Source organism: Acidimicrobiales bacterium, from assembly GCA_033344915.1.
Lineage (GTDB): Bacteria > Actinomycetota > Acidimicrobiia > Acidimicrobiales > Aldehydirespiratoraceae > JAJRXC01.
This window is the reverse complement of record JAWPML010000001.1, coordinates 2,543,162-2,569,240: the sequence shown is the minus strand read 5'-3', so window position 1 is coordinate 2,569,240 and position 26,079 is coordinate 2,543,162. Positions and strand designations below refer to the sequence as shown.

Below are 26,079 nucleotides of genomic sequence, written 5' to 3'. Positions count from 1 at the left end.
TGGCGCGGACTCTCAGAGGTGGCCGATGCAGGTCTGGCCGGGATTGGACGTGGACAACGTGCCATCGGGACACCAGGTGTCGTCCCAGTCGGCGTCGACGAAGCTCGCGCCGGTCGTGGTCGCGCCCCGGAGGTCGGCGTCCTGGAAATCGGCGCGGTCGAACACGGCGTTCGTGAGATCGGCGTCGACGAAGTCGGCGAGCGCAGCCTCCACGTCGTTCGCGATCAGGCCGGTCAGATCCTCGCCGGTGAAGTCGCCGCCGATGACGTCGGCGAACGGTCCGATGAGGTTGGCGCCGACCTGACTCCACCCGGTGGGTGGCGCGGCGACGATGCCCGTCAGGCTCGTGGCGCGCAGCGACGCGACCGACGCGTCCGAGAAGTCGGCGCCGGTCACGATCGTGCCGGACAGGTTCGCATTCGTGAGGTCGGCGTCGACGAAGGTGACGTTGGTGAAGTTCGTCAGGAGGTGGGGTCCCGATCCACTGAGGTCCGCACCGGTGAGGTCCGCACCGGTCAGGTCCAGGAACGACAGCAGTGACCCCGCGAGGTCGCAGTACTGCATCTGCGCGGCGGGTCCGGGCGATGCGCAGTCGGGGCCCACCTGGAGTTCGACCGCGCCCGTGTCGCAGACGCCGTTGTTGGGGCGGGCCTCGTCGCGGGCGTCGAGCGAGAAGATCGTGCAGTTCACGCCGCCTGCTGTGTCCAGCACCGGCGAACCCGGACGAGGCGCGGCGGTCGGTGTGCCACCGCCGTTGTCGGTGATCGGACCGAGCTCCGGATCGACCACCTGATCGCTCGCCGCCGCGAAGGTGCACGACCCGTCCGGGTTGATGTTGTGTCCTGCGCTCGAGGGGGTACCCGGGACCTCGAAGATGGTGGGACACTCGTTGACCACCGAGGTCGCGACGGTGCCCGGCCCGATCCAGGCGCCGAGGATCGTCGAGTGCTTCGCCGTCGCGCTGCCGCCGGGGAAGATCGCCACGGCGGCGATGTCGCCGGGGCCGAAGAGCATCGGTGACGCGCCCTCGATGGTCGCGTTCTGGAGGTCGAGCACGCCCGCGGACTTGCCGACGCCCACGCCGAGCGCCGTCGCCGTGTTGTCGTGGACGGTGCTCGACCAGAGGTAGAGGGTCCCCGTTCCCGACGACGCGACGACTGTCCCGCTGATGCTCTCCGTCATGGTGTGGCCCCGTATCTCGGACCGGAGCACGGAGAGCATGCCGGCCGAGTCGTGGAGGATCGCCGCGCCGCCGGACGACTCGCTCGTCCCGCCGGTGAGGTCCGGCCCGTCGATCTCGACCAGACCGCTCGGGTGGGAGACGTGCAGAATCCGTCCGATCGCCGAGGTGGCGGCCGTGATGGTGCCCTCGCCGGTCATGACGACGGCTTCGGTGATGTCGAGATCGCCGGCGGCGCCGGCATCCTCGAAGCCGACGAGGGAGAGGGTGTAGGTCTCGCCGTCGGACAGGCGGATCTCCTCGACGCCGGGCGTGGCGTTGGCCTCCATCACCGCGGCCCGCAGCGAACAGTCGCCCACGGCATCCGCACAGAGCCCGTCGCCCGGGTTGGCGTCGACCGTGTCCGCGGTGATCCCGACGACGAACACGGTGCCGTTCTGATGGCAGGCAGCCAGTGCGATGCCGGCGCCGAGAAGGAAGACGGCGACGCGGATTGCTCGAACGAAGGTCATGGTCCTCCCCTGGACACGTCCGGTGGACCTTAGTCAAGCGTCGTGGGGCACCGCTGGGGCGTAACCTGAGCGGACGATGTTGAATTTTTCGCTGCCACCGGAACTCGAAGAGCTACGAGCACGGGCCCGCGCCGTCGCGCTCGAGGGCGTCACCCGGTACGGGTCCTTCACGGATTCGTGGATCAACGGCTATTCGGCCGAGTTCTCGAAGGTGCTCGCCGAGCACGGCTGGATCGGGATGACCTGGCCCACCGAGGTCGGCGGCGGCGGCCGGCCGAACATCGAGCGCATCATCATGGGCGAGGAGATGATCAAGGTCGGCGCGCCGATCGCGGCCAGCTGGTTCGCGGACCGTCAGATGGGTCCCGGCCTGATCGCCTACGGCACCGACGATCAACGGGCCGAGTTCCTGCCCGGCATGCTCAGTGGGGAGACCACCTGGTGCATCGGGATGAGCGAGCCGGATTCCGGCAGCGATCTCGCCAGCCTCAGGACCTCCGCGGTGCGCGACGGCAGCGAGTGGGTGATCAACGGTCAGAAGATCTGGACGTCCTTCGCCGCCGTCGCCGACTACTGCTATCTGATCGGTCGCACGTCCACCGAAGGGCCGCCGCACCGCGGCGTGAGCGAGATCATCGTGCCCATGGACCTGCCCGGGATCGAGGTGCGGCCCATCACGGACATGACCACCAACGCCCACTTCTGCGAGGTGTATTTCACCGATGTTCGGGTGCCGATCGAGAACCTCGTCGGGGTGGAGGGCGACGCGTTCAAGCAGACGATGGCGCAGCTGGAGCACGAGCGCGGTGGAATCGATCGACTCATGAGCAACCGTCCGCTGTTCGACCTCGCCGTCGAGGTGGCCGACACGACCGATCCGATCGTGCGTCAGGAGATCGCCCAGCTGGAGATCGGCTACCGGCTCGGCCGAATCCTCGTCTACCGGGAGGCGTTGAAGCAGGCGCCGGCAGGCTTCAGCGCCGCCACGAAGTGCTTCTGCACCGAACACGAGCAGCGCGTCGCGGACTTCGCGGCGCGCCAACTCGGCATGCGGGCCACCGCGGACGCCGATCTCGCCAAGGCCATCAACTATGCGCCGGCGTACACGATCATGGGCGGCACCTCGAACGTCATGCGCAACATCCTCGGCGAGCGCCTGCTCGGGTTGCCCCGCGAGCCCCGGCCGTAGCGAGCCTCCTTGGTCTGGGCCCTCGGGATCTACTTCTCGATCGCGATCGGGGTCGGGGACTTCTTCGGCGCGTTCCTCGCCCGCCGGTCGCACTCCTATTCCACGGTGCTGAGCTATCTGCTGATCGGCGGGACGAGCGCCGTCCCGTTGCTCTTCCTCATCGACAGCGAGTTCATCGGTCGCGACGTCGGCTTCGGCATCCTCGGCGGCCTCACGGTCGGGTTCGCGCTCACGTTGCTCTACCACGGCATGACCGTGTCGTCGGCCGCCGTCGTCTCACCCGTGACGGCCGTCGTGACGGCCCTGATCCCCGTCGCGTGGGACGTCGTCACCGGTGCCGAGCTCGCGGCTCTGGTGGTCGTCGGCATCGTCGTGTCGCTCGCCGGTCTGGGCGTGACCACGTTCTCGCCCGAGCTCGGTGATCGGGCCCGCCAGGGCGTCGCGTGGGGGCTCGCGTCGGGGACGTGCTTCGGGGTGTCGCTGACGTTCATCGGGCAGGCGTCGATCGAGAGTGGCATGTGGGCAACGGTGTTCCAGCGCTACACCGCCTTTCTCGTGCTGGCGGTTCTCGCGACCGCCCAGGGGATTCCGCGATTCGTTCCCCGCGCCCTGCTTCCCCAGGCGCTGCTCGGCGGTGTGCTCACCGGGACGGGTGTCGGCGCCTTCGTTGCCGGCGCGCAACGGGGCTCGCTCAGCGAGATCACCGTCACGGCTTCGATGTTCCCCGCGGTCACCGTGGTGCTCGCGTCCGTCTTCGAGAAGCACCCCTTGCGCTGGTGGCAGGGCATCGGTCTCGTCACGGTCGTGACCGGCGTCGTGCTGATCGGCGTCGGTTGAGGCCGAGCCGCGTACGGTGAGCGTCGTGACCGAGGAGATGGCTGCGTCCGAGGCGCCGGCGACCGTCGTCGCCATCCAGGAGGAGGCGCTCGACTATCTGGTCGCCAACCTGAAAACGGACCAGTTCTGGACCTGCGTCGCGTCGGCGGTGTTCGTCGTGGCGCCTCTCTTCGGCATCAACGCGTGGGCGTACGTCCTCGGCGCGTGCGGGTTCGGACTGGTGCTCTTCCGGACGCTCGCGTTTCAGCACTACCGACGCGGTGACGTCACCGGCGGGCTGTTGATCGTCGTCGCGGGGACGTGGGCGAGCACGATCTGGATCGTCTGGATCGTGCCCGAGGCGCTCGGCATCACCATGGTGTCGATCCTCGGACCGATCATGCTGTCGACGCTGTACCTCCCGGCGCGACTCGTCAGCCGGGTCATCGGGGCGGGCGTGGTGGTGGCGTTCGTGAACGCGGCTCTGGCGTTCGGCCAGGATGGCGCACGGTTCCAGGACGATGTCGCGTCGTGGGTGTTCGCAACGACGCTCGTGATCTATCTCGCAGCCCACGTCCTGCTGTGGACCATCGACGCGCGCGAGTCGAACCGGATCCGTCAGGCCACGATCGAGCGGCTCGTGGCCGCCAACGTCGATCTGCGACAGGCGGACACCCTGCTGCGAGAGTCCCGCCGCCGCTTGGTCGCGGCCGGTGACCAGGAGCGCGTGCGGATCGAACGCAACCTGCACGACGGTGCCCAGCAGCGGCTCGTCGCGCTGGCGATGCAGCTGAACCTGTCTCGTCAGATGGCCGAGAAGGGCACCGCGCCCTCGGCCGAGTCGCTGGCCGACTTCCACACCGCGGCCCTCGACGCGGTCGAGGAGCTCCGCGAGCTCGCCCAGGGCGTGTATCCGGCCGTGCTCGCCGAACGGGGCCTGACCGACGCGCTTCGTGCCGTCGCTCGACGCTCGGCCCAGACAGTGACCGTCGAGGGGCCGGACCGGATCGATCTGCCGGCCGACGACGCCGCCGCCGTGTACTTCGTGTGTCTGGAGGCGATCCAGAACGCGGCCAAGCACGCGCCCGTCGAGAGCATGGTGTCGGTCACCATCGAAGCCCGCGGCGAGGAGATCGTCGTCGAGGTGGGCGACGACGGTCCCGGGTTCGACGCCGAACACGTCGTGGCGTCGCGGGGCATCGCGAACATGCGGGACCGCATCGCGGCGTTGGGTGGGACGCTCTCGGTCGACTCGGCGCCCGGCACCGGCGCGCGGGTACGTCTCCGGGTCCCGCGTCGAAACGAGTGACCCTCGCGTTCGTGATCGACGAGGCAGACTGAACTCGTGCCGCTCTCCCGACCCCGGCTGCAGGTTCGCCTCGGCGCGATCGCCGCCAACTATCGCGCCATCGTCGCCCGGGCCCCGGGCGCGCAGGTCGGTGCCGCGGTGAAGGCGGATGCGTACGGGCTCGGAGTGGAACCGGTCGCCCGTCGGCTCCACGACGAGGGGTGCCGGTCGTTCTTCGTCGCGAACGTCGAGGAAGGCGTCGAGCTCCGTGGCGTGCTCCCCGACGTCGAGATCGCCGTCTTCAACGGGGTGGTGGCGGGTACCGCCGCGGACCTGATCCTCCATGATCTCGTCCCGCTCGTGATCAGCGGCGAGCAGCTCGACTCCTGGCGTCTCGCGGCATCCGCGCGGGACGAGGCCCTGCCCGTCGGACTCCACATCGACACCGGGATCAACCGGACGGGGCTTTCCATGGAGGACGCTCGGCGGATCGCCACCGAGTCGGACGCCTTCACCGGTCTCGACGTCCGACACGTCCTGAGTCATCTCGCGTCGGCGGACGACCCCGACAGCCACCAGCCGGAGGAGCAGCTGGCTCGCTTCGCAGAAGTGCGGTCTTTGCTCCCGCAGGGCCGGGCGTCGATCGCGAACTCGGCGGGCACGCTCCGGCATGTCGATTTCCACCTCGATCTCGTCCGTCCGGGAATCGCGCTCTACGGCGGCGTGCCGTCGGCCGGCGGGGCCGGGTCGGTACGGGCCGCGGTCGTGCTCGAGTCGCCCGTGCTCCAGATCAGGGACGTGATGCCCGGCGACCGGGTCGGCTACGGCGCCACCTACACCGTCTCGAAGCCCGAGCGCCACGCGGTCGTACCGGTCGGGTACGCCGACGGCTACCTGCGCTCGGCGTCGAACCGCGGCACGATGGCCATCGGCGGACACCGGGTGCCGATCGTCGGCCGGGTGTCGATGGACCTCACGGTGCTCGACGTCACGGCCGTGCCCCGCGACGCGCTCGACGCCGGCATCGTCGAGGTGATCGGCGACACGCTGCCGGTCGACGACGTCGCGGCGGCGGCGGACACGATCTCCTACGAGATTCTCACGGCACTGGGTCGACGCTACGACCGCGTCTACGTCGACTGACGGAGCCGGGGCCCCGTCGCCGCCCCGCGTGCGATAGACAGCCGGGATGCAGACGCAATTGCTCATCGATGGCCGGTGGCGTGACGGAGCCGACGGCGAACGTATCGCCGTGCTCGACCCGGCGACGGGCGAGGAGATCACGACCGTCGCGGCCGGGACACCGGCGGACGCCACCGCGGCCGTCGACGCCGCGGCGCGGGCCCAGGCCTCATGGGCGGCGACTCCGCCCCGGGAGCGGGCCGAGGTGCTCCGCCGCTGCTGGGAGGTGCTGATCGCCCACACCGACGAGCTCGCCGAGCTCATCACCCGCGAGCACGGAAAGCCCACCGTCGATGCCCGGGGCGAGGTCACCTATGCCGCCGAGTTCTTCCGCTGGAACAGCGAGGAGACGGTGCGCATTCACGGATCCCTGAGCACGGCCCCGGGCGGCGCCAACCGCATCATCGTGCGTCACCCGCCGGTCGGTGTGGTGGTGATGGTGACGCCGTGGAACTTCCCGGCCGCGATGATCACCCGCAAGGTCGCCCCGGCGCTCGGTGCCGGAAACGCCGTCGTGATCAAGCCACCGAAGGAGACGCCGCTGACCGCGCTCCGAGTGGCCGAGCTGCTGCACGAGGCGGGGGTGCCCGACGGCGTGGTGAACGTGGTGCCGACCACCGACTCCGGGAGCTGGTTCGACGCGGCGACCGAACACCGGGCCACCCGCATGGTCTCGTTCACCGGCTCCACGGAGGTCGGGCGGGTGTTGTTGCGTCGTTGCGCCGAACGCGTGCTGAAGGTGGCCATGGAGCTCGGCGGGAACGCGCCGTTCATCGTGTTCGACGACGCCGACCTCGACGCCGCCGTCGAGGGCGCGATCGTGGCGAAGATGCGCCACAGCGCGGAGACCTGCACGGCGGCGAATCGGTTCTTCGTGGAAGCCGGGGTGTCCGATGCATTCACCGAGAAGCTCGCGGCGGCGATGGGGGAGCTGAAGGTCGGCAACGGCTTCGACGCGGACGTGTCGTGCGGCCCGATGATCAATCCGGCGGCGATCGACTCGATCGGGTCGCTCGTCACCGCCGCGGTCGACGGCGGCGCGTCGGTGGCCGTCGGCGGCCACGTGCTCGACGGGCCGGGGTACTTCTACGAGCCGACCGTGCTCCACGGCGTCGATCCCACGGCGCCGATCACCCGGGAGGAGATCTTCGGCCCGGTCGCTCCCGTCATCCCCTTCGTCGACCACGACGCGATGCTCGCCCACGCGAACGACACCGAGATGGGACTCGCCGCCTACGTGTACACGCAGGACCTCGCCAAGGGGATGCGCACCGCGGAGGCGCTGGAGTCCGGCATGGTCGGCCTGAACCGCGGGTCGATGTCCGATCCGGCCGCCCCCTTCGGCGGCATGAAGCAGTCGGGGCTCGGACGCGAGGGCGCGAGCGAAGGCATCTACGAGTTCTGCGAGACGCAGTACATCGCCGCGAGCTGGTGACGGCGTCGCGGAGTCAGGCGCCGCGGCCGGGCGTGGACGCGCCGAAGTCGGCGATCGCGGCGTCGAGGTCGAGCGGAGCGGTCATCGCGCCGCCGTCGGAGACCTGCTCGACGGGTAGTTCCCACATGATCTCGAACTCGATGCCGTCGGGATCCTGGGCGTAGAGCGAGCGGCTGACGCCGTGGTCGCTCTGGCCGACGAGCGCACCGAGCTCCGAGAGTCGGGCGCGGGCGGCGACGAGGTCCTCGAGCGTCGCCACCTCCCAGGCCAGGTGGTACAGGCCGATCCCGCGGGGCGGGCGCGGGGCGCCGTCCGCGGCGCGGAACAACCCGAGGTCGTGGTCCGTCGCGCTACCCGGTGAGCTCATGAACACCGCGTCGCCGAGATCGTTCTTCACGACGAGACCGAGGGCGTCGCGATAGAAGGCCGCGGACGCGGCGGGGTCACGGACCCAGAGCACGGCGTGGCGGAGTCCGAGGGTCGGGGCGAAGTCGTCCATGTGGGGGTGAACCAACGGGCGGACGTGTTTGTTCCCTTCAGGAGGAGGACGTCGCGCGCGACGGTGGCGCCTTCACCCGTGTGACGACGGGGTAGAGCGCGGCCGCCACAAGCGCGAGCGCGCTGACCCCGGCCCAGTGGCTCAGTGAGTGGTAGCTGCTGGCGGCCACGATCACGCCGGAGGCGAGACCGGCGCTCGCGCCGGAGGCGATCATCGTGAAGTCGGCCGCACCCTGGACCGCGGCCCGTTCGTGGGCGGGGAACGCGCCGGTGAGCAGGGCGCTCCCGGAGATCATTGCGAACGACCAGCCGAGGCCGATCAGCAACAGGCCGATGAACACGCCGGCGCTGTCCTCCGCGTCAGTGTGCGAGGCCAGTTCGCCACCGACGAAGAGGGTGACCCCGGCCGTTGCGACGATGAGGCTGCTCGGAAGCCGGTCGACGAGCCACCCGACGATCGGCGCGAAGAAGTACATGCCGACGATGTGCAGCGAGATCACCAGGCCGATGATCTGCTTCTCGTGGGCGCCGTCCTCCATGTGGAGCGGTGTGACGGTCATGATCGCGACCATCACGCCCTGGCCGACGGCCATCGCGCCGACCGCGATGACGGCGAGCCGGTTGGTGGCGATGTGGGCGAACGACTGGCGCAGGCTCGGGCCCTCCGGCGCGCTCACGCCGTCGGCCCCCGTCGCGGTGAGCAGGGGGTCCGGCCGCAGGAAGGTCTCGACGATGAGCGCGGCGGCGACGAAGACCACGATGCCCATGAGGTACGGCCCGGCGAGCGGTTCGAAGCCGAGCCACTCCGCGGGTGGTTCCGTGGCGCCGAGGGCGACGGTCGGGCCGAGCACGCTGCCGATGGACGACGCCCAGACCAGCACACCGATCGCCCGGGCCCGTCGATCGTCCGGCGCGAGGTCCGCAGCGGCGTAGCGGGCGGCGAGGTTCGTGCCGTTGCCGGCGCCGATGGCGAGGGTCCCGACCACGAGCAGTGGATAGAAGCCGGTCTCGACGGACACGACGTTCACGACCGCGCCGACCGCGGCGATCGACCAGCCGAGGCGGAGGCCGGGACGGCGTCCCCGTCGGGCCATGATCCGCGACAGGGGTATGGCGAACACGGCGCCGCCGATCGCGGTCATGGTTGCCGCGAAGGTCGCCCACCCCTCGTTCTCGACCATCTCGTTCGCGGCGAGCGTCGTCGCGGCGAAGGCGCCGGTCATGCCCATGCCGGCCGGAGCGACCGAGCAGATGAGAACTCGAAGCGTCCGCCGCTGCAGGGGCGCGTGGTCGATCACGGTCACGGGCGCAATCATGGCGCGGCGCGCCTCAGGAACGTGTCACATTTGTGCTCCATGACCGCGGCCGTCCTCAGTCCCCGGGCCGCTCGCATCGGCCTCAGCGCAGCGACGGGCGCGATCGTCTGCTGGTCGATCGGCAACATCATGGTCGCCAAGGTGCCGATGCCGGGGCTCCAGATCGCGTTCTGGCGGATCCTGCTCGGTGCGGTCGTCTACTCGGCCGTCGTCTACGGAGCCGGCCGGCGCATCACGTGGGTCCACCTCCGACGCTCCGCAGCAACCGGCGCCTGCATCAGTCTCGAGATCGCGATCTTCTTCGTCGCGATCCGGGCGACGACGGTGGCCAGCGCCACCACGATCGGATCGCTCGTGCCGCTCCTCCTGATGGGGGTGGCGGCGCGCCAGTTCGGCGAGCAGGTGACGAGGTTCCTGGTCGGCGTCAGTGTCGTCTCGCTCGGCGGCGTCGTCCTCGTCATGTCCGGCGCCTCGTCGTCGACCGCCTGGAGCCTGCGCGGCGACCTCCTCGCCGTGGTGGCGCTCGTCTTCTTCGCCGGCTACTTCGCGCTCGCCAAGTCCGCCCGGGAACACGTACCCGCCCTCGAGTTCCAGGCCTGCATCTGGATCGTCGGTTCGGTCGTGCTGTTCCCGATCGCGGTGGTCGACGCGTCGGGCGTGACCCTGCCGACCGCCGAGCAGTGGGCGTGGATCGCGGCGTTGCTGGCCGTTCCGGGCACCGGCCACATGCTCATGAACTGGGCGCACCCGCGGGTACGCCTGACCATCACCGCGATGTTGACCCTGGCCGTGCCCGTGCTCACGACGACGGGCGGCGTGCTGTTCCTCGATCAGTCGATCGGCGCCCTGCAGGTGGTCGGCATCGCCGTCGTGCTCGGCGGCCTCTCGCTGGTGATCCGGCGGGAAGCACAGCTCGTCGGGAACTCCTGACACCGCGGAACGGCGAGCGGACAGGAGGTGAAGCGGGGGTCAGACCCCAGGTGTTGCGCGGTTTCCGGTAGGTGGGAATCGGTGGACGGGGTTCCCGTACTTCGGTAATCTCCGAATCGTCATGGGGAACGTGCAGAGCGTTGAGCGGGCGATGGCGCTGTTGCGCGAGGTCGGGCGTTCGCCGGGTGGGCTCGTCGACCTGGCTGACCGCTCCGGGCTCGCCACGACGACCGCCGCCCGTCTGCTCGGCACCCTCGAGGACACCGGCGCGCTGCGCCGGGACGGCGACGGCAGCTACGACCTCGGCCCGCTGATCCAGCAGCTCGGTTCGGCCGAGGATCCGAGCCTGCGGGTGCGGGCGCTCGTGCACCCGGTCCTGGCCGACCTCAGCGCCGAGTTCGACGAGGCCGCGTGCTTCGCGGTCGTCTCCGGACGCGACATCGTCACCGTCGATCAGGTCGACGCGCCCAAGCCGGTGCAGGCCGAGAACTGGACGGGCACCCGGGTGCCGTTGCACGCCGGCGGCGCCGGCCTCGTCGCGATGGCCACGTGGGACAGCGCCGACGTGGAGGACTATCTCACCGGCGAACTCGTGGCCTGCTCGATCAACACCGTCACGGATGCGGATCAGATCCGGTCCCGCATCCGCCGGGCCCGCTCGGCCCGCACGATGTGGACCCACGGCGAGTACGTGGATGGCCTGTCGAGTTGCTCCGCCGCCGTCGTCGGGCCGAACGGCCGCGCCATCGGCGCCCTGTACACGTACGGACCCACGTACCGGTATCCGCCCAAGGGGCAGGCTTCGGCGGTCGCCGAGCGGGTGCTCGCGGTCGCCGACGAGGTCAGTCGGCAGCTCGGTCATGAGTGACGCCCCCCGCCGCCGAGGACGCCGCGACCGGCCCGCGGGCCCGCAGGCGCCCGCCCAGCCGCCCTGGCGGACCCACCGGCGTCCGTTCGAGCCGACCCGGGTGGTCAGCGACGATCAGCTCGAGGCGATCCACGAGTCGTCGCTGCGCGTCCTGCGCGAGACCGGCATCGTGTTCCTGCATCCCGAGGCGCGGCGCATGTGGGCCGACGCGGGGGCCGACGTGCAGGGCGACCGGGTCCGCTTCGACGCCGAACTCATCGCCGATCTCGTGGCGTCGGCACCGTCCGAGTTCACCGTCCACGCCACCGACCCGGCGCGGAACCTCCACATCGGAGGCGACAGCGTCGCCTTCGGGGCCGTCGCGAGCGCACCGAACGTCGAGACCCGCGCCGGTGGGCGGCGCACCGGCAACCACGAGGACTTCCGCAACCTGGTGCGGCTCAGCGAGGCGTTGTCGTCGGTGTCGTTCCACGGCGGCTATCCCGTCGAACCGGTGGACGTGCATCCGTCGATCCGTCACCTGGTGGCCCTGCAGGACCTGTTCACCCTCTCCACGAAGTCGGTCGGGGCGTACTCGCTGGGCCGACAGATGAACCGCGATGCCATCGAGATGGTGAAGATCGTCCGCGGCATCGACGACGCTCGGCTCGACGTCGAGCCGTCGATCCATTCGGTCATCAACTGCAACTCGCCGCTCCAGCTCGACACCCCGATGCTGAACGGGATCCTGGAGTTCTCCGCGCGCAACCAGGTGATCGTCCTCACGCCGTTCACCCTCGCCGGCGCGATGGCACCGGTCACCATCGCCGGTGCTGTCGTGCAGCAGAACGCCGAGGCCCTCGCCGGGATCGCGTTCACCCAGCTCGTGCGACGGGGCGCGCCGGTCGTCTACGGCGGGTTCACCTCGAACGTGGACATGCAGTCCGGCTCGCCCGCATTCGGCACGCCGGAGTACGTCCAGTCGGCCATGCTCGGTGGACAGCTCGCCCGCCGCTACGGCGTGCCCTACCGGTCCTCGGGGGTCAACGCCGCGAACGCGGTCGACGCGCAGGCCGGCTACGAGAGCGTCTTCGCGCTCTGGGGCGCGGTGATGGGCGGCGCCCACATGATCTGGCACAGCGTGGGATGGATGGAGGGCGGGCTGAAGGCGAGCTACGAGAAGATGATGGTCGACAACGACATCGTCAACAGCGTGGCCACGTTCCTCCAGCCGCTCGTGGTGGACGACGCGACCATGGCGGTGGAGGCGATCGCCGAGGTGGGCCCCGGAGGTCACTTCTTCGGTGTGCAGCACACCCAGGACCGCTACCGGGATGCGTTCTTCTCGCCGGCCGTGTCGGACTGGCGCAATTACGAGACGTGGGAGGAGGCGGGTGCGCCGACGTCGCTCGACCATGCGGAGCGCCTCGTCGCCGCCCATCTCGCGACCTACGAGGAACCGACCATGGATCCGCAGCGCCGGGCCGAACTCGAGGAATTCGTGCAGCGCCGCATCGCCGAGGGCGGCGTGGAGACCGACTTCTGATGCCGGGCCCGTGGACGAGCGCCGGTTTCTGGACCGGCACCCGGGCGCCGCTCACGGCCGCGACCGGTCTGCCCCCACAGGCGTACACCAGCGAGGAGTTCTTCGCCGACGAGCGCACCCGCCTGTTCGAGCGGGGATGGGTCGCCGTCGGCACCACCGCGGAGGTCGCCGAATCGGGTCGCCTGCTGGTGCGCCGGGTGGGGGAGCGGTCGATCCTCGTCACCCGCGACGGCGAGGGTGTGCTGCGGGCGTTCCTCAACAGCTGCCGTCATCGCGGCACGGAGTTGGCCGACGTCGACTGCGACGTGGCCGGCACGATCCGGTGCCCGTACCACCGCTGGGGGTACGGCCTCGACGGCACGCTCGTGGCGACGCCGTTCCTCGACGAGGTGCCCCGCGACGAGTTCGATCCGGCGGAGCACGGCCTGGTCCCCGTGCGGGTCGACAGCTGGGGACCCGTGGTGTTCGCCTGTCTCGCAGCGGACACCGTGCCGCTCGGAGAGTGGCTCGGGGACCTCCCCGCCCGCATGGCCGGCTACGGCTTCGAGGACTGGCGGCTCGAGGAGACGCGCACGCTCGACATCGCCGCGAACTGGAAGCTGATCACCGAGAACTTCCAGGAGTACTACCACCTGGCCTGGGTGCATCCGGAGCTCGCCAAGGTGTCGCGCGTGAAGGACCACTACCGCTACCAGGGCCCGGGCCTGTACTGCGGCCAGACGACGAGCCCGGTGTCGGGCGACGACCGCGACGACTGGCTGGTGCTGCCCCCCGCCGCCGGACTCGACGACTCCGATGCGGTGTCGGGCCGGTTCGTCGCGATCTTCCCGAACGTGCTGCTCGCCGTGCTGCCGAACCACGTGTTCCTCATCCTCCTCGAGCCCGTCGCGCCGGGCCACACACGCGAGCACTGCTCGTTCCTGCTGCCCCCGTCCACCGCACCGCTGGCCGACGGCGACCTCGACACCACACGCGCCTTCTGGTTCGACGTCAACGACGAGGACATCGACATCGTCGAGCGGGGTCAGCGCGGCCTGCACCGCGGCAACGTCCCGCCCGGCCCGTTGGTGCCGCGGTTCGAAGAACCGCTCCATCGCTTCCACGGGATGGTCGCGGACTGCATGACCGCGTCGTCCCTCGCGACCGTGGCCGTACCCGCGGGCGACGACGGCAGCCCGACGTCTCGTCTGGGCACGGGGGAGAATCCGCATCCGCCCGCGATCGATCGCGCCGAGACCGAGGAACAGCTGAGATGAAGACACAGGCCCAGGTCGTGGTCGTCGGTGGTGGCGTCGTCGGCGCGTCCGTGCTCTACCACCTCGCGAAGGCTGGATGGACCGACGTGATGCTGTTGGAGCGGGCGGAGTACACGGCCGGGTCCACCTGGCATTCGGCCGGCGGCATGCACACCCTCAACGGCGACCCGAACGTCGCCAAGCTCCAGCAGTACACGATCGAGCTCTACAGCGAGATCCAGAAGGAGTCGGGCATCGACGCGTCGATGCACATCACCGGCGGCGTCGCCCTCGCCGACACCCGCGAGCGGATGGACTGGCTGAAGATGAGCCATGCCCGGGGCCGCTACCTCGGCATGGACACCGAGCTGATCTCCGCGAAGGAGGCCAAGGAGCTGCTCCCCATCCTCGACGAGCAGTACTTCGTCGGCGCGATGTGGGACGCCCACGAGGGTCATCTCGACCCGAGTCAGATCACCCACGGCTATCTCGAGTGCGCCCGCCGTCGGGGGGCCGAGACCCACCGCCATCGGTGGGTGCGCGACATCAACCGGGCACCCGACGGGGGCTGGGACCTCACCGTCTACGACACGCAGACGGACGAGGACACGGCGATCGTCCACTGCGAACACGTGGTCAACGCCGGTGGACTGTGGGCCCGTGAGGTGGGCCGGATGGTCGGGCTGGAGCTTCCGCTGCTCGCCATGGAACACATGTACCTGCTGACCGAGGAGATCCCCGAGGTCGTCGAGTACAACGCCCGCACGGGGAAGCAGTTCCTCCACGCGATCGACTTCGGTGGCGAGATCTACATGCGCCAGGAGGGCAACGGGCTCCTGATGGGGACCTACGAGCGGGCCGGGAAGCCGTGGTCGCCGGGCCAGACCCCGTGGGACTTCGGCGCCCGCCTGCTCCCGCCGGATCTCGACCGCATCGCCGAGTCGCTCGACACCGGCTTCAAGCACTTCCCGGTCTTCGCCGAGGCCGGCATCAAGCAGGTCGTCAACGGGCCGTTCACGTTCGCTGCGGACGGCAACCCGCTGCTCGGCCCCGTCCGGGGTCTGCCCGGGTTCTGGTCGGCCTGCGCGGTGATGGCCGGCCTGTCCCAGGGTGGCGGGGTCGGCCTCGCCCTCGCCGCCTGGATGGTCGACGGCGACCCCGGGGCGGACATCTGGGGCATGGACATTGCCCGCTACGGCGACTTCGCGACGATGGCGTACACGAACGAGAAGGTGCGGGAGAACTACAGCCGCCGGTTCCGCATCACGTTCCCCAACGAGTTCCTGCCCAAGGGGCGGTTCGTGCAGACGTCGCCGATCCATGATCGCCTCGCGGCCGAGAACGCCGTCTTCGGCGACGGCTTCGGTCTCGAATCGGCGATGTGGTTCCAGGCCGAGGGGGAGGAGGCGGTCGAGGAGGTCACGTTCGGCCGGTCGAACGCGTGGGACCAGGTGCGGGCGGAGACGCTGGCCGTGCGCAGCAGCGTCGGGATGATGGAGACGACGGGGTTCTCGAAGTTCCGCTTTGCCGGGCCCGGTGCCCGGTCGTTCCTCGACCGGCTCCTGGCCGGGCGGATCCCGAATCCGGGTCGCATGGCGCTGACCCCGATGACCAACGAGAGGGGAAACCTGATCGGCGACCTGACCGTCGCGACGTTCGGCGCGGCGACGGGCCTGGCGGAAGGCCCGGCCCACACGATCACCGGCGGCGCCACCGGCAACGTCCGCCAGCGCGAGGAGTTCGTCCTCTTCGGCTCCGGCGTGGCGGAGCGCTACTACGAGCGCTGGTTCGACCAGCACCTGCCGGCCGACGGGTCGGTGCGCTACGAGACGCTCGGTTTCGAGATGGCCGGTCTCTCCATCGCCGGGCCGAACAGCCGGGCCCTGCTGGCGAAGGTCACCGACGCCGACGTGAGCCGCGAGGGCATGCGCTTCATGTCCTTCACGGAGTTGAACGTCGGTCTCGCCCCGGTCTGGTGTGGCCGGGTCACGTACACCGGCGACCTCGGCTACGAGTTCTGGATGCCTGCCCGCTATCAGCGGTACGTCTACGAGACCCTGATGGACGCGGGCGAGGAGTTCGGACTGCGGCTCTTCGGGCTCCACGCGCTCAACTCGCTGCGCCTCGAGAAGGGATTCGGCTCGTGGGCCCGCGAGTACCGCCCGATCTACGACCCGTTCGAGGCCGGGTTGGACCGCTTCGTGCGGATGGAGAAGGACTTCATCGGGCGTGATGCGCTGGCCGCGAAGTACGCGGTCGGCGGTGCCGGATCGGCGGTACGACTCTGTACGTGGACGGTGGACACTGCCCCCGGTCGCGCCGGCTTCGACGTCATCGGCGACGAACCCGTCTGGCACGACGGCGCCGTCGTCGGCTGGGTCACCTCCGGCGGCTACGCCCATCACGCCGATGTCTCGGTGGCGATGGGCTACGTGCCGGCCGCGCTCGCGTCATCGACGGGCCCGTTCGAGATCGAGATCGTGGGCGAGCGGCGTGCGGCGAAGCTCGTCGACGGTTGCCTCTGGGATCCCGACGGCGAACGGATGCGGAGCTGAGCCCGCCGAGCTACAGGAGCAGGGCGGAAAGCGCGCCGCCGAGCACCGCGATGGTGAAGACGTAGGCGATGAAGAGGCCGATCAGCCGGCGGCTGGCGATGCGACCGAGCAGGACGAACTCCGGCACGTTGGCGCCGGCCCCGGCGATCGTGAGGGCGACGATCGCGCCGATCGACACGCCGGCGCTCTGGAGTGAGTCGGCGATGGGGATGTAGAGCTCGGTGCTCATGTAGAGCGGTGTGCCCAGCGCGGCGGCGAGCGGGATCGCGAGCTGCTCGTGTTCGCCGGTGATGCGGGCGGCCGTCTCCGCGTCGACGAACGACTCGATGGCCAGGCCGATCCCGAGCCCCACGGCGAGCAGCGGGAGCATGGTCCGCAGGAGGCGCATCGACGCCTGCCAGGCAGGGCCGGATTCCCGCCGCAGGCCGCGCCACGACTCGACCGCCGGTGGGTCGGCCGGCGCACTGCTCGCCCCGACCAGCACCCGGGCCGGCTCGTCGATCGGCTTGAGATGGGCGTCGATCCCCACTGCTTCGGCAACGAGGGCGAGGCTGAGCGCCGCGGCGAACGCGATCACCATGTAGAGCAGCGCGGCCTCGACGCCGATGATGACGGACAGTGCGCCGAAGAGGATCGGATCGAGCACCGGCGCGGCGACGATGAAGGCGACCCACCCGGCGGTCGCGACGCGGGCCTGGCGGAGCCCGAGCAGCATGGGGATGGCGGAATAGGTGCAGAACGGCGTCACGAATCCGATGCCGATGCCCTTCAGGGCGGCGACCAGCGGATGACCGCCCATCAGGTCGCGGATCCGATCCGGGCCCAGGCGGCGCTGGACGAGCTGGACGAGGAACGTGACGCCGATGATCAGCCCGATCAACTCGACGGCGAGGAGCGCGGTCGAGCGGATCACGGCACGCCCATGATCGCGGCGGCCGCGGCCGGCAGCGCGGTCATGCACGCGTCGTTGACCCGTACGAGCGTGCGGACCCCGTCCGGCTCGAGGAAGACGTACTCGTCCTCCGCCAGCAGCTGGAGGTGACGCGACACCGTGGACTGGCTCCGGCCGACCATTTCCACGATGTCGCCGACCGCGAGCGGTGCGTCGGCGGTGGCGATCACGTTGAGGATGTGCACGCGGGTGCCGTCGGCGAGACACCGGAACCAGCGCGCGTACTCGGCGGCGGTGGCGGGGTCGATGGTCGTCTTTGCCGGCTCGGAATTCATCGTTCATCGACGATAAACGATGAATTGCGGCTCGTCCAGTGAGCGGGCCGGACGGCTGCGGGGCGGCTCGGATCGTCGTGCTATGGTCGAATTTTGGTACCGGTCGGGGGCAGTTCTACGTCAATCCTTCCGACTGTGGGGGAGTGAAGGCCAAGTGACCGAGAAGATCCGGCTGAACAACGTCTACAAGATCTTCGGTGACCAACCACGGGGGCGAGCGCTCGAGCTGGCCAAGGCCGGTGTCGGCAAGGACGATGTCCAGCTGCGCACCAACCATGTGGTCGGGTTGACCGATGTCTGCTTCTCCGTGGAGGAGGGTGAGATCTTCGTCGTCATGGGCCTGTCGGGTTCCGGCAAGTCGACCGCGATCCGAACCGTCAACAAGCTCCACGACGTCACCGATGGTGAGGTCCTCGTCGACGGCACCGATGTCCAGCAGCTCTCCGGCAAGGCCCTCCAGGCGTTCCGGCGCGAGAAGATGGGCATGGTCTTCCAGCACTTCGCCCTCTTCCCCCATCGCACCGTCATCGAGAACGTCGGCTACGGGCTCGAGGTCCAGGGGGTCAGGAAGCACGCACGCGACGAGTCGTCGCTGCGGTCGCTCGGCCTCGTCGGGTTGGCCCGCTACGCCAACAACTATCCCTCCGAGCTCTCCGGCGGCATGCAACAGCGCGTCGGCCTCGCCCGGGCCCTCGCGAGCGACCCCGACATCCTCCTGATGGATGAGGCGTTCAGTGCGCTCGACCCGCTCATCCGCCGACAGATGCAGGACGAGATGATGGCGATCCAGGCCGAACTGAAGAAGACGATCCTCTTCATCACCCACGACCTCAACGAAGCGCTGCGCATCGGGGACCGCGTCTGCATCATGAAGGACGGTGCGGTCGTCCAGATCGGCACCCCCGAGGAGATCCTCACCCAGCCGGCGACCGGCTACGTGGCCGAGTTCGTGCAGGACGTCGACCAGGGCCGGGTCATCCAGGTCCACGAGATCATGGTCGAACCCCAACCGATCGCCCGCAGCCTCTCCCTGCGCGACGGCCTGCAGCATCTCGGTGATCGGGCCGGCGCCTTCGTCGTCGACGACGAAGGTCGCCCCGTGGCCGTCCTCACCACGGGCGACGGCATCCGGGCCTCGGGCATGGGCAGCGACCAGCTCGACGACGGGCTGCGGAGCGACTTCTCCACCTGCCGGTCGCACGACACCTTGAACGAGGTGTATTCGGCGGCCGGTCGGGGGATCCCGATCGCGGTGGTGGACGACGACGGTCGACTCGTCGGCAATCTCGATCCCCGCCACATCATGGAAGAGATGGGTCGGGTCGAGTCGCTCATAGACGACTTCGAGCGAGAGGTGTTCATGTGATGTTGTTCTTGCAGGAAGACGCTCCTCCGGGCATCGGAGACAACGAGGTCCTCGATCAGTTCACGATTCCGTTCGGCACATGGACGGAGCAGGCCGTCAACTGGGTGACCCTCAACCTCGAGTGGTTGCTCGAGGGCATCGAGTGGCCCTTCGAGTTCCTGCTCAGCAACATCGTCGACAACTTCCTGATCGAGCTCCCGTGGCTCGTGCTCGTCGGCATGATGTTCCTGATCGCCTGGTTGGTGCGCAACCTCACGGTCGCCGCGGGTACGGCTGGTGCCCTCGTGGTGTGTGGCCTGCTCGGTGACGAGTACTGGGTCCAGACAGCCCGCACCATCGGCTTCATCGTCGTCGCCGTGGTCATCTGCGTGGTGATCGGCATCCCACTCGGGATCCTCGCCGGACGACTGGACTCGGTGTGGTCCGTACTCAGACCCACCCTCGACGCGATGCAAGTCATCCACTCGTTCGTGTACCTGCTCCCCTTCGTCTACTTCTGGGGGGTCGGCCGGGTGTCGGCGACGATGGCGACGATGGTGTTCGCCCTGCCGCCGCTCATACGGTTGACCAATCTCGGGATCAGACAGGTGCCCGAGGACGTGGTGGAGGCATCGCGCGCCTACGGCGCCACCGAGCTCCGCGTCCTGCGCGACGTCCAGCTTCCGCTGGCGCGGCCCGCGATCATGACCGGCATCAACCAGACGCTGCTGCTGGCGTTCTCGATGCTCGGCATCGCCGCCATCCTGGGTGCCGGTGGACTCGGCCAGCTGCTGTTCCGGGCGCTCGGCCAACAGGACGTCGCGCTCGCGGCGTCGAGCGGCCTTGCGTTCTTCCTCCTCGCCGTGATCCTGGACCGGATAGCCCAGCCCCAGTCGGGGGCGAACACGAGCCTGTTCACCCGCATCGTCGGCGCGTGGAAGGCCCGCCGGGCCCCCGAGATCCTGCTGGACGATCCCGACTTCAACCCGGACGTCGAGCCCGTCGCGGTGGAACCGGAGCTCGCGGACGCGATCGCTCAGTCCGGCGAGATCGCCGCCGTCGGCCCCGCCGAGCGTCGGTCGATCTACGGCGTCATCGCCGGTGCGGTGGTGATGATGATCTCCGTGCTGCTGCCCTGGGGCACCGATGCCGGTCTCGTCACGGGCTACTCGCGTCGTTCCGACCAGAGCCTCCCGGGCGAGTCGTTCAACGGACTCGCCCCGGAGGGTGGCTCGTGGTTCGGCATCATCCTCATCGTTCTCTCCCTCGTCGCCATTCTGGCCAGCGCCAACATGTTGATGCGGCCCGGTGCGGGCGGACGGTGGCTCGCCCCCGACGGGGCGCTCCTCGCGTCGATCGGCGGTCTGCTCACGGTTCTCGGCTACGTCCTGATCCAACCGTCCGTGCTGACCCTCGAGTACAGCCACGGCTTCGGCGTCTATGTCGGCATCGCAGGCGGACTGGTGGCCACGGTCTTCGGCGTCCTCTGGGTTCGCGACGCGGAACACGGCCCTCGTCGTCCCCTCAAACCCCATGTCGTGATCGGGCCGATCGCGGTCGCGGTGGCGGGCGTTCTGTTCGCCGTCGTCTCCATGTTCTCGTCGTGGACGCTCGACGAACGCCAGGACGCGGTGATCACCCCTGCGATCCAGGCAGAGCTCGACGAGGTGATCCGCCAGTCGGAGGCCGGAGAGATCGAGCCTGGCGTGGCGGCGACCCGCATCCAGACGATCCGGGCCACGGCGGTGGCCGACGACGCGATCGTCCTCGACGGCAAGACGCCCGACGGGCCGGGACTCGGCATCGTCGTGCTCGTGCTGTCGCTCATCGGTGGTGCTGGCGGTCTCGGCGCCGCCGGCGTGTTCGGTCTCGGCGAACGCCGGCAGTGGATCGGCGGCATCGTCGCGATGGGATTCGGCGTCGGGATCATGGCGATCGCCTCCGGCTGGATCGGGTCGCTGGCTCGGGCCACCGACCCGAACTTCACCAGTGGTGTCGGGGTGTTGTTCGCACTGATCACCGGCGTTCACGCCATCGTCAGCGGACGATTGATCGTCGGGGGTTACGAGCGAAGCAAGGTGTATCCGCCCCTTCCGGCCCTCGATGGCGAACAGGCCGACAGAGGATTATCTGACGGTGCGGTAGCCGTAGCGGCCGGCGACGCCCTATCGTCAACTGCCGGGGCCTGAGCCGCGCGGGACGTGTTGCTCGGCTTCCGAAGCCAACCCAGGAGGGGATTACCCCAATGAAGAAGCAGAGAATCACATTCATCGCGTGTCTGCTCGTCGTGTTCGGCATGCTGGCCGCGGCGTGTGGAGACGATGACAGCACCAGCGCCGGCGACGACGCCGCAGGCGACGACAGCGCCGACGACGGCACCGGCGACGGCGCCGGCGACGACGGCACCGGCGACGACGGCACCGGCGACGACGGCACCGGCGACGACATGGGCGAGGGCGAACTGCCCGGTGAGGGCGTGTCCATCACCATGGGCAAGGCCGACTGGAACACCGAAGACCCCAACGCCTACGTGGCCCGAGCGATCCTGCAAGAGCTCGGCTACGACGTGAGCGATCCCCGGGATCTCGAGCTCGGTCCGAGCCAGGCCTACATCTCGATGGCCCAGGCCGACATGGACTTCTGGATCAACAGCTGGTACCCGGGTCACCGCAGTTGGCTCGCCAACGAACTCCCGGACGGGTCCCTGGTCGGTGACCACCTGAGCATCGTCGGCGAGATGATGCCCGCCGGTGGCCTGCAGGGCTACCTGGTCACCAAGTCCTTCGCGGACGAGTTCGGCATCACGTCGCTCGACGACCTGAACAACAACCCGGACGCGCTCGCCGCCTACGACGCCCAGGATCCGGTGCCCGGCAACGGTGTCGCCGACATCTACGGCTGCCAGGAGAGCTACACCTGCGACGACATCATCACCTCGCAGATCGCGTTCTCCGGCTGGGACAACATCGGTCAGACGATCGCCGGCTACGACGCCATGTTCGCCGAGGCGGCCACCAAGGCCGACGCCGGTGAGCCCATGGTGATCTACACCTGGACGCCCAGCGCCTACATCACCCAGCTGCGCCCCGGCGACAATGTCGTCTGGCTCACGGTCGAGGACGTCATCGACGACTCCAACCCGACCGGCGTCGAGGGTGGCGAAGAGCACAGCCAGCTGCCCGGCACCGCCACCATCGGGACCGATGAGTGCCCCGGAAGCGCTGACGGTACGTGCACGCTCGGCTGGGTCGCCGCTGACATCCTGGTGACGGCCAACAGCGACTTCCTCGAGGCCAACCCGGCGGTCGAGCAGTTCCTCACCGACTTCAAGATGTCGGTTCTCGAGGTCTCGCTGATGAACGTCGACATGAGCAACGGCGCCGACGTCCAGCAGCTCGCGGCCGACTGGATCACGGACAACCGTGACACGGTCGACACCTGGATCGCGAACGCGATCGCCGCGGCCTGATCCAAACCTCGTCGTGAACGACCGGAACGGCCGGCCCCCTCGGGGGTCGGCCGTTTCGCGTTACGACTATGTCGTCGTCGGCGGTGGATCGGCCGGCTGTGCGATCGCGAACCGGCTGTCGGCTGATCCGGACGCCTCGGTGCTCGTGTTGGAGGCCGGCCGGCGCGACTGGAAGTTCGACGTCTACATCCACATGCCGGCGGCGCTCTCGTTCAGCATCGGGAACCGCTTCTACGACTGGATGTACGAGTCCGAACCGGAGCCGGGCATGAACGGGCGGACCGTCTACCACGCCCGGGGCAAGGTGCTCGGCGGGTCGTCGTCGATCAACGGCATGATCTTCCAGCGGGGCAATCCGCTGGACTACGAGCGCTGGGGCGCCGACCCGGGTATGGCGCAGTGGGACTACGCCCACTGCCTGCCGTACTTCAAGCGCATGGAGACGTGCCTGCACCCCGACGATGGCCCCGACTTCCGCGGCGACGACGGGCCGCTGGTCCTCGAGCGGGGACCGGCGACGAACCCACTCTTCCAGGCGTTCCTCGACGCCACGGTCGAGGCCGGACACCCCCGCACGACCGATGTGAACGGCTATCGCCAGGAGGGGTTCAACGCCTTCGACCGCAACGTCCACCGCGGCCGCCGGCTCAGCGCCGCCCGGGCCTATCTCCATCCCGTGCTCGGGCGGGAGAACCTGGACCTCCACACGAAGGCCCATGCGACCCGGGTGCGCTTCGAGGGAAACCGGGCGGTCGGTGTCGACTACGTCCATCGGGGCAGGCCACGATCGGTGGAGGCCGGTGAGGTCATCCTCTGTGGCGGCGCGATCAACACCCCGCAGCTCCTCCAGCTCTCCGGGGTCGGCCCGGCGGGGCTGCTCGAGGGTCTCGGGATCCCGGTCGTCGCCGACGTTGCCGGCGTCGGTCAGAACCTCCAGGACCATCTCGAGGTCTACGTGCAGTACGCCTGCAAGGAGCCGGTGTCGCTCCAGCCCAACCTGGCGTTCTGGAAGCGACCGTGGATCGGTCTCCAGTGGCTCTTCCGCCGGGGGCCCGGGGCGTCGAACCACTTCGAGGCGGGCGGGTTCATCCGCAGCAACGACGAGGTCGAATATCCGAACCTGATGTTTCACTTCCTGCCGATCGCGATCCGCTACGACGGGTCCACGCCCGAGGGCGGCCACGGCTACCAGGTGCACGTCGGACCCATGTACGCCGACACGCGCGGCTCGGTGGAGATCACCAGCACCGACCCGATGGCGAAGCCGGCGCTGCGGTTCAACTATCTGACGACGCCGAACGACAAGCGCGAGTGGGTCGAGGCAGTTCGCCACGCGCGGCGGATCCTGAACCAGCCGGCCATGGACCGCTTCAACGGCGGTGAGGTCTCACCGGGGCCGGGGGTCGAGACCGACGACGAGATCCTCGACTGGGTCCGCAGGGACGCCGAGACGGCGCTGCATCCGTCGTGCACCGCGAAGATGGGCGTCGGTGACGACGCCGTCCTGGATCCGACGTCCATGCGGGTCCACGGCACGGAAGGGCTCCGGGTGGTCGACGCGTCGGCGATGCCCTACGTCACGAACGGCAACATCTACGCGCCGGTGATGATGCTCGCCGAGAAGGCCGCCGACCTCATCCTCGGCAACACCCCCCTCGCCCCCGAGCCCGTCGACTTCCACCGCGCCCGAAGTTGAGACGCGGGGTCAGAGTCCCGTCCCACCTTCGACGGATCGCGACGCGGCCGGGGGCACGGAAGGTGGGACGGGACTCTGACCCCGGTGTCTCAACTCGGCCGGGATCCAGCCGCGAAGGGAGTTGATGCCCCAGATGCGGTCGGCGCGGTGGAGGTCGTCGAGGGTGAGGACCGCCTCACGGATGCGACCGTTGGCGAGGAGTTCGGCCCGCAGCGTGCCGGGGAGCAGGCCGCTGCTCTCGGCGGGGGTGAGGGCCTCGCCGTCGATCTCGAGGACGAGGTTGGCGACCGAGGTCTCGGTGATCTCCCCGTCCTCGTTCCACAACACGACGTCGTCCGCGTCGGGGAAGCGGCCGGCGGCCTCCTCGTAGCGGTCCCGGCGGGTGGTCTTGTGGCGCAGGAACTCGTCGCCGCGCCCCACCGGCAACGTGTCGATCGCCAGCTGCCAGGCGTCCGTGCGTCGGGGCGGCATGTCGAGGACCTGGACCTCGATGGCCCCGTCGGCGGCCACGAGCAGCCGGAGTCGCTTCGGCTCCTCGGCCCGCACCGCGCCGAGCCGGCGGGTGATCTCGGCCACGTCGCAGTCGAACCCGAAGTGGGCGGCCGACGCGGCGAGCCGGGCGACATGGCGATCGAGGAGGATGGGTCCCGCGCCGGGATCCCAGCCGAGGGTCTCGAGCAGCCGGAACGGTCGGGTGGCCCGATACAGCACCCGTGCCTTGTCGTGCGCCTCCTCCCACTCGGCCGTCTCGTCGCTGTCCCACACGATGCCGCCGCCGACCCCGTAGGTGGCGGTGCCGGTGCGCTGATCGACCCACGCCGTGCGGATGGCGATGTTGAACTCCGCGTCGCCGCCCGGCTCGATGAGCCCGACGCTGCCGGTGTAGGTGCCGCGGGGTCGGGACTCGAGCTCGGTGATGATGCGCGACGTCGCCACCTTGGGCGCGCCGGTGATCGAGGCACCGGGGAAGGTCGCGGCGAAGAGTTCGCGCAGCGAGGCGTCCGTCTCGGCGACGACCGTCGACGTGAGCTGGTGGACCGTCGGATAGCTCTCGACGGTGTGCAGGGCGACGGTCCGGACCGAGCCGACATCGGCGATGCGTCCGAGGTCGTTGCGGGCCATGTCGACGATCATCGTGTTCTCGGCCCGGTCCTTCTCGCTGCGCACGAGTTCCTCCGCGAGGTCGCGGTCGCGGATCGGGTCCGGGTGGCGTGGTCGCGTGCCCTTCATCGGCCGCGTCTCGACCGTGCGGCCGATGCGGCGGACGAACAGCTCCGGGGACGCAGAGCACACGGCCGCGTCGCCCAGGTCGATGAAGGCGAGATGGTCCGCTCGTTGGGCCCGACAGAGCGCGGCGAACAGACCTTCGGGGTCGCCGGCGAACTGGGTGTCGAGGCGCATCGTGTAATTGACCTGGTAGGTGTCGCCCGCCGCGATGCGCTCGCGGATCTCGCGCACGGACGACTCGAAGGCCGCCTGGTCGTCGGATGGCACCCAGTCGCCGGTCTCGAACAGCCGTCCGGCCGGCCCCCGCGAGGGCCGAGCCTCGGCGAAACTCGCCATGGCGACGAGCGGGGTGTCGTCGGCTCGATGCGAGGCGATCGCCGGGTCGAACGCCGGTCCGGCGTCGTAGGACACGAAGCCGACCACCCAGCGGCCGGCCGCGGCCGCCGCCTCCGCGGCGTCGATCGCGGCGCCGACGGACGCGAGGTCGTCAGCCACGAAATGCTCGATCGGATCGCTGAAGGAGACCCACCGCCGCCCCTGCGGCGTGGCATGGCGGACGAGCGCTCGAGTGACACGAAGCATCGGA

20 protein-coding genes are annotated in these 26,079 nt (G+C 69.5%); 14 read left to right on the top strand and 6 right to left on the bottom strand.

Features of this window, described 5'->3' with window-relative positions:
• Positions 1-12 precede the first annotated feature (12 nt).
• On the bottom strand, positions 13-1,692 hold the full coding sequence (locus R8F63_12500) for a pentapeptide repeat-containing protein (GenBank protein MDW3219422.1): 1,680 nt from the start codon (positions 1,690-1,692) through the stop codon (positions 13-15).
• Between the two features lie 76 nt (positions 1,693-1,768).
• Between R8F63_12500 and R8F63_12495 the strand changes: the two genes are divergently transcribed.
• Genes R8F63_12495 through R8F63_12475 form a run of 5 tightly spaced genes read left to right on the top strand, consistent with a single transcriptional unit; the run spans position 1,769 to position 7,602 of the window.
• Positions 1,769-2,881 carry an acyl-CoA dehydrogenase family protein gene (locus tag R8F63_12495; GenBank protein ID MDW3219421.1) on the top strand — a complete coding sequence of 371 codons (1,113 nt, stop codon included), beginning with the start codon at positions 1,769-1,771 and terminating at the stop codon, positions 2,879-2,881.
• Between the two features lie 9 nt (positions 2,882-2,890).
• Complete coding sequence (locus R8F63_12490; GenBank protein MDW3219420.1) at positions 2,891-3,718, top strand: EamA family transporter; 828 nt, start codon at positions 2,891-2,893, stop codon at positions 3,716-3,718.
• Positions 3,719-3,743: 25 nt separating this feature from the next.
• Positions 3,744-5,006, top strand: coding sequence for a sensor histidine kinase (locus R8F63_12485; protein MDW3219419.1), 1,263 nt, complete (start codon positions 3,744-3,746; stop codon positions 5,004-5,006).
• 36 nt (positions 5,007-5,042) lie between these two features.
• Positions 5,043-6,128: an alanine racemase gene (gene alr / locus R8F63_12480; protein MDW3219418.1), complete on the top strand. Its 1,086-nt coding sequence runs from the start codon at positions 5,043-5,045 to the stop codon at positions 6,126-6,128.
• 46 nt (positions 6,129-6,174) lie between these two features.
• Entirely contained in the window at positions 6,175-7,602 is a 1,428-nt protein-coding gene (locus R8F63_12475; protein ID MDW3219417.1) for an NAD-dependent succinate-semialdehyde dehydrogenase, read from the top strand.
• Between the two features lie 13 nt (positions 7,603-7,615).
• Here the strand turns inward: R8F63_12475 and R8F63_12470 are convergent, their stop codons facing one another.
• Positions 7,616-8,101, bottom strand: coding sequence for a VOC family protein (locus R8F63_12470; protein ID MDW3219416.1), 486 nt, complete (start codon positions 8,099-8,101; stop codon positions 7,616-7,618).
• Positions 8,102-8,138: 37 nt separating this feature from the next.
• Complete coding sequence (locus R8F63_12465; GenBank protein MDW3219415.1) at positions 8,139-9,404, bottom strand: MFS transporter; 1,266 nt, start codon at positions 9,402-9,404, stop codon at positions 8,139-8,141.
• 51 nt (positions 9,405-9,455) lie between these two features.
• Here R8F63_12465 and R8F63_12460 point away from each other — a divergent pair, with 51 nt between their 5' ends.
• The 5 genes from R8F63_12460 to R8F63_12440 all read left to right on the top strand — a co-directional run bounded on the left by R8F63_12460 (position 9,456) and on the right by R8F63_12440 (position 16,529).
• A complete protein-coding gene (locus R8F63_12460) occupies positions 9,456-10,346 on the top strand; it encodes a DMT family transporter (GenBank protein ID MDW3219414.1) in 891 nt (296 codons plus the stop codon).
• Positions 10,347-10,467: 121 nt separating this feature from the next.
• Positions 10,468-11,214: an IclR family transcriptional regulator gene (locus tag R8F63_12455; GenBank protein ID MDW3219413.1), complete on the top strand. Its 747-nt coding sequence runs from the start codon at positions 10,468-10,470 to the stop codon at positions 11,212-11,214.
• Positions 11,207-12,739, top strand: coding sequence for a trimethylamine methyltransferase family protein (locus R8F63_12450; GenBank protein MDW3219412.1), 1,533 nt, complete (start codon positions 11,207-11,209; stop codon positions 12,737-12,739). Before R8F63_12455 ends, R8F63_12450 begins: the two co-directional genes overlap by 8 nt.
• Complete coding sequence (locus R8F63_12445; protein ID MDW3219411.1) at positions 12,739-13,995, top strand: aromatic ring-hydroxylating dioxygenase subunit alpha; 1,257 nt, start codon at positions 12,739-12,741, stop codon at positions 13,993-13,995. The genes R8F63_12450 and R8F63_12445 overlap by 1 nt, the downstream gene beginning before the upstream one ends.
• Positions 13,992-16,529 carry an FAD-dependent oxidoreductase gene (locus R8F63_12440; protein MDW3219410.1) on the top strand — a complete coding sequence of 846 codons (2,538 nt, stop codon included), beginning with the start codon at positions 13,992-13,994 and terminating at the stop codon, positions 16,527-16,529. The genes R8F63_12445 and R8F63_12440 overlap by 4 nt, the downstream gene beginning before the upstream one ends.
• A gap of 10 nt (positions 16,530-16,539) precedes the next feature.
• Here R8F63_12440 and R8F63_12435 read toward each other — a convergent pair whose 3' ends face one another.
• Together R8F63_12435 and R8F63_12430 are read right to left on the bottom strand one after the other, a co-directional pair.
• The gene (locus R8F63_12435; protein MDW3219409.1) at positions 16,540-17,442 is read right to left on the bottom strand and encodes a permease; all 903 of its coding nucleotides are present in this window, start codon (positions 17,440-17,442) and stop codon (positions 16,540-16,542) included.
• On the bottom strand, positions 17,439-17,756 hold the full coding sequence (locus R8F63_12430; protein ID MDW3219408.1) for a metalloregulator ArsR/SmtB family transcription factor: 318 nt from the start codon (positions 17,754-17,756) through the stop codon (positions 17,439-17,441). Before R8F63_12430 ends, R8F63_12435 begins: the two co-directional genes overlap by 4 nt.
• 154 nt (positions 17,757-17,910) lie before the next feature.
• Between R8F63_12430 and R8F63_12425 the strand changes: the two genes are divergently transcribed.
• From R8F63_12425 to betA, 4 genes are read left to right on the top strand one after another with little or no spacing between them, the layout of a single operon-like run.
• Positions 17,911-19,122: a glycine betaine/L-proline ABC transporter ATP-binding protein gene (locus tag R8F63_12425; GenBank protein MDW3219407.1), complete on the top strand. Its 1,212-nt coding sequence runs from the start codon at positions 17,911-17,913 to the stop codon at positions 19,120-19,122.
• Entirely contained in the window at positions 19,122-21,290 is a 2,169-nt protein-coding gene (locus tag R8F63_12420) for an ABC transporter permease subunit (protein ID MDW3219406.1), read from the top strand. The genes R8F63_12425 and R8F63_12420 overlap by 1 nt, the downstream gene beginning before the upstream one ends.
• Positions 21,291-21,346: 56 nt before the next feature.
• Positions 21,347-22,570, top strand: a complete 1,224-nt coding sequence (locus R8F63_12415; protein ID MDW3219405.1) for a glycine betaine ABC transporter substrate-binding protein — start codon at positions 21,347-21,349, stop codon at positions 22,568-22,570.
• Between the two features lie 13 nt (positions 22,571-22,583).
• Positions 22,584-24,266 carry a choline dehydrogenase gene (gene betA / locus R8F63_12410; protein MDW3219404.1) on the top strand — a complete coding sequence of 561 codons (1,683 nt, stop codon included), beginning with the start codon at positions 22,584-22,586 and terminating at the stop codon, positions 24,264-24,266.
• 9 nt (positions 24,267-24,275) lie between these two features.
• Here betA and pabB read toward each other — a convergent pair whose 3' ends face one another.
• On the bottom strand, positions 24,276-26,075 hold the full coding sequence (pabB, locus tag R8F63_12405) for an aminodeoxychorismate synthase component I (GenBank protein MDW3219403.1): 1,800 nt from the start codon (positions 26,073-26,075) through the stop codon (positions 24,276-24,278).
• Positions 26,076-26,079: the final 4 nt, after the last annotated feature.

What these genes read in the sequence shown, in the direction of transcription:
- R8F63_12500 (MDW3219422.1), bottom strand. Translation starts at nt 1,692, where the DNA reads ATGACCTTCGTTCGAGCAATCCGCGTCGCCGTCTTCCTTCTCGGCGCC.
- R8F63_12495 (MDW3219421.1), top strand. Translation starts at nt 1,769, where the DNA reads ATGTTGAATTTTTCGCTGCCACCGGAACTCGAAGAGCTACGAGCACGG.
- R8F63_12475 (MDW3219417.1), top strand. Translation starts at nt 6,175, where the DNA reads ATGCAGACGCAATTGCTCATCGATGGCCGGTGGCGTGACGGAGCCGAC.
- R8F63_12470 (MDW3219416.1), bottom strand. Translation starts at nt 8,101, where the DNA reads ATGGACGACTTCGCCCCGACCCTCGGACTCCGCCACGCCGTGCTCTGG.
- R8F63_12460 (MDW3219414.1), top strand. Translation starts at nt 9,456, where the DNA reads ATGACCGCGGCCGTCCTCAGTCCCCGGGCCGCTCGCATCGGCCTCAGC.
- R8F63_12455 (MDW3219413.1), top strand. Translation starts at nt 10,468, where the DNA reads ATGGGGAACGTGCAGAGCGTTGAGCGGGCGATGGCGCTGTTGCGCGAG.
- R8F63_12450 (MDW3219412.1), top strand. Translation starts at nt 11,207, where the DNA reads ATGAGTGACGCCCCCCGCCGCCGAGGACGCCGCGACCGGCCCGCGGGC.
- R8F63_12445 (MDW3219411.1), top strand. Translation starts at nt 12,739, where the DNA reads ATGCCGGGCCCGTGGACGAGCGCCGGTTTCTGGACCGGCACCCGGGCG.
- R8F63_12440 (MDW3219410.1), top strand. Translation starts at nt 13,992, where the DNA reads ATGAAGACACAGGCCCAGGTCGTGGTCGTCGGTGGTGGCGTCGTCGGC.
- R8F63_12430 (MDW3219408.1), bottom strand. Translation starts at nt 17,756, where the DNA reads ATGAATTCCGAGCCGGCAAAGACGACCATCGACCCCGCCACCGCCGCC.
- R8F63_12420 (MDW3219406.1), top strand. Translation starts at nt 19,122, where the DNA reads ATGTTGTTCTTGCAGGAAGACGCTCCTCCGGGCATCGGAGACAACGAG.
- R8F63_12415 (MDW3219405.1), top strand. Translation starts at nt 21,347, where the DNA reads ATGAAGAAGCAGAGAATCACATTCATCGCGTGTCTGCTCGTCGTGTTC.
- pabB (MDW3219403.1), bottom strand. Translation starts at nt 26,075, where the DNA reads ATGCTTCGTGTCACTCGAGCGCTCGTCCGCCATGCCACGCCGCAGGGG.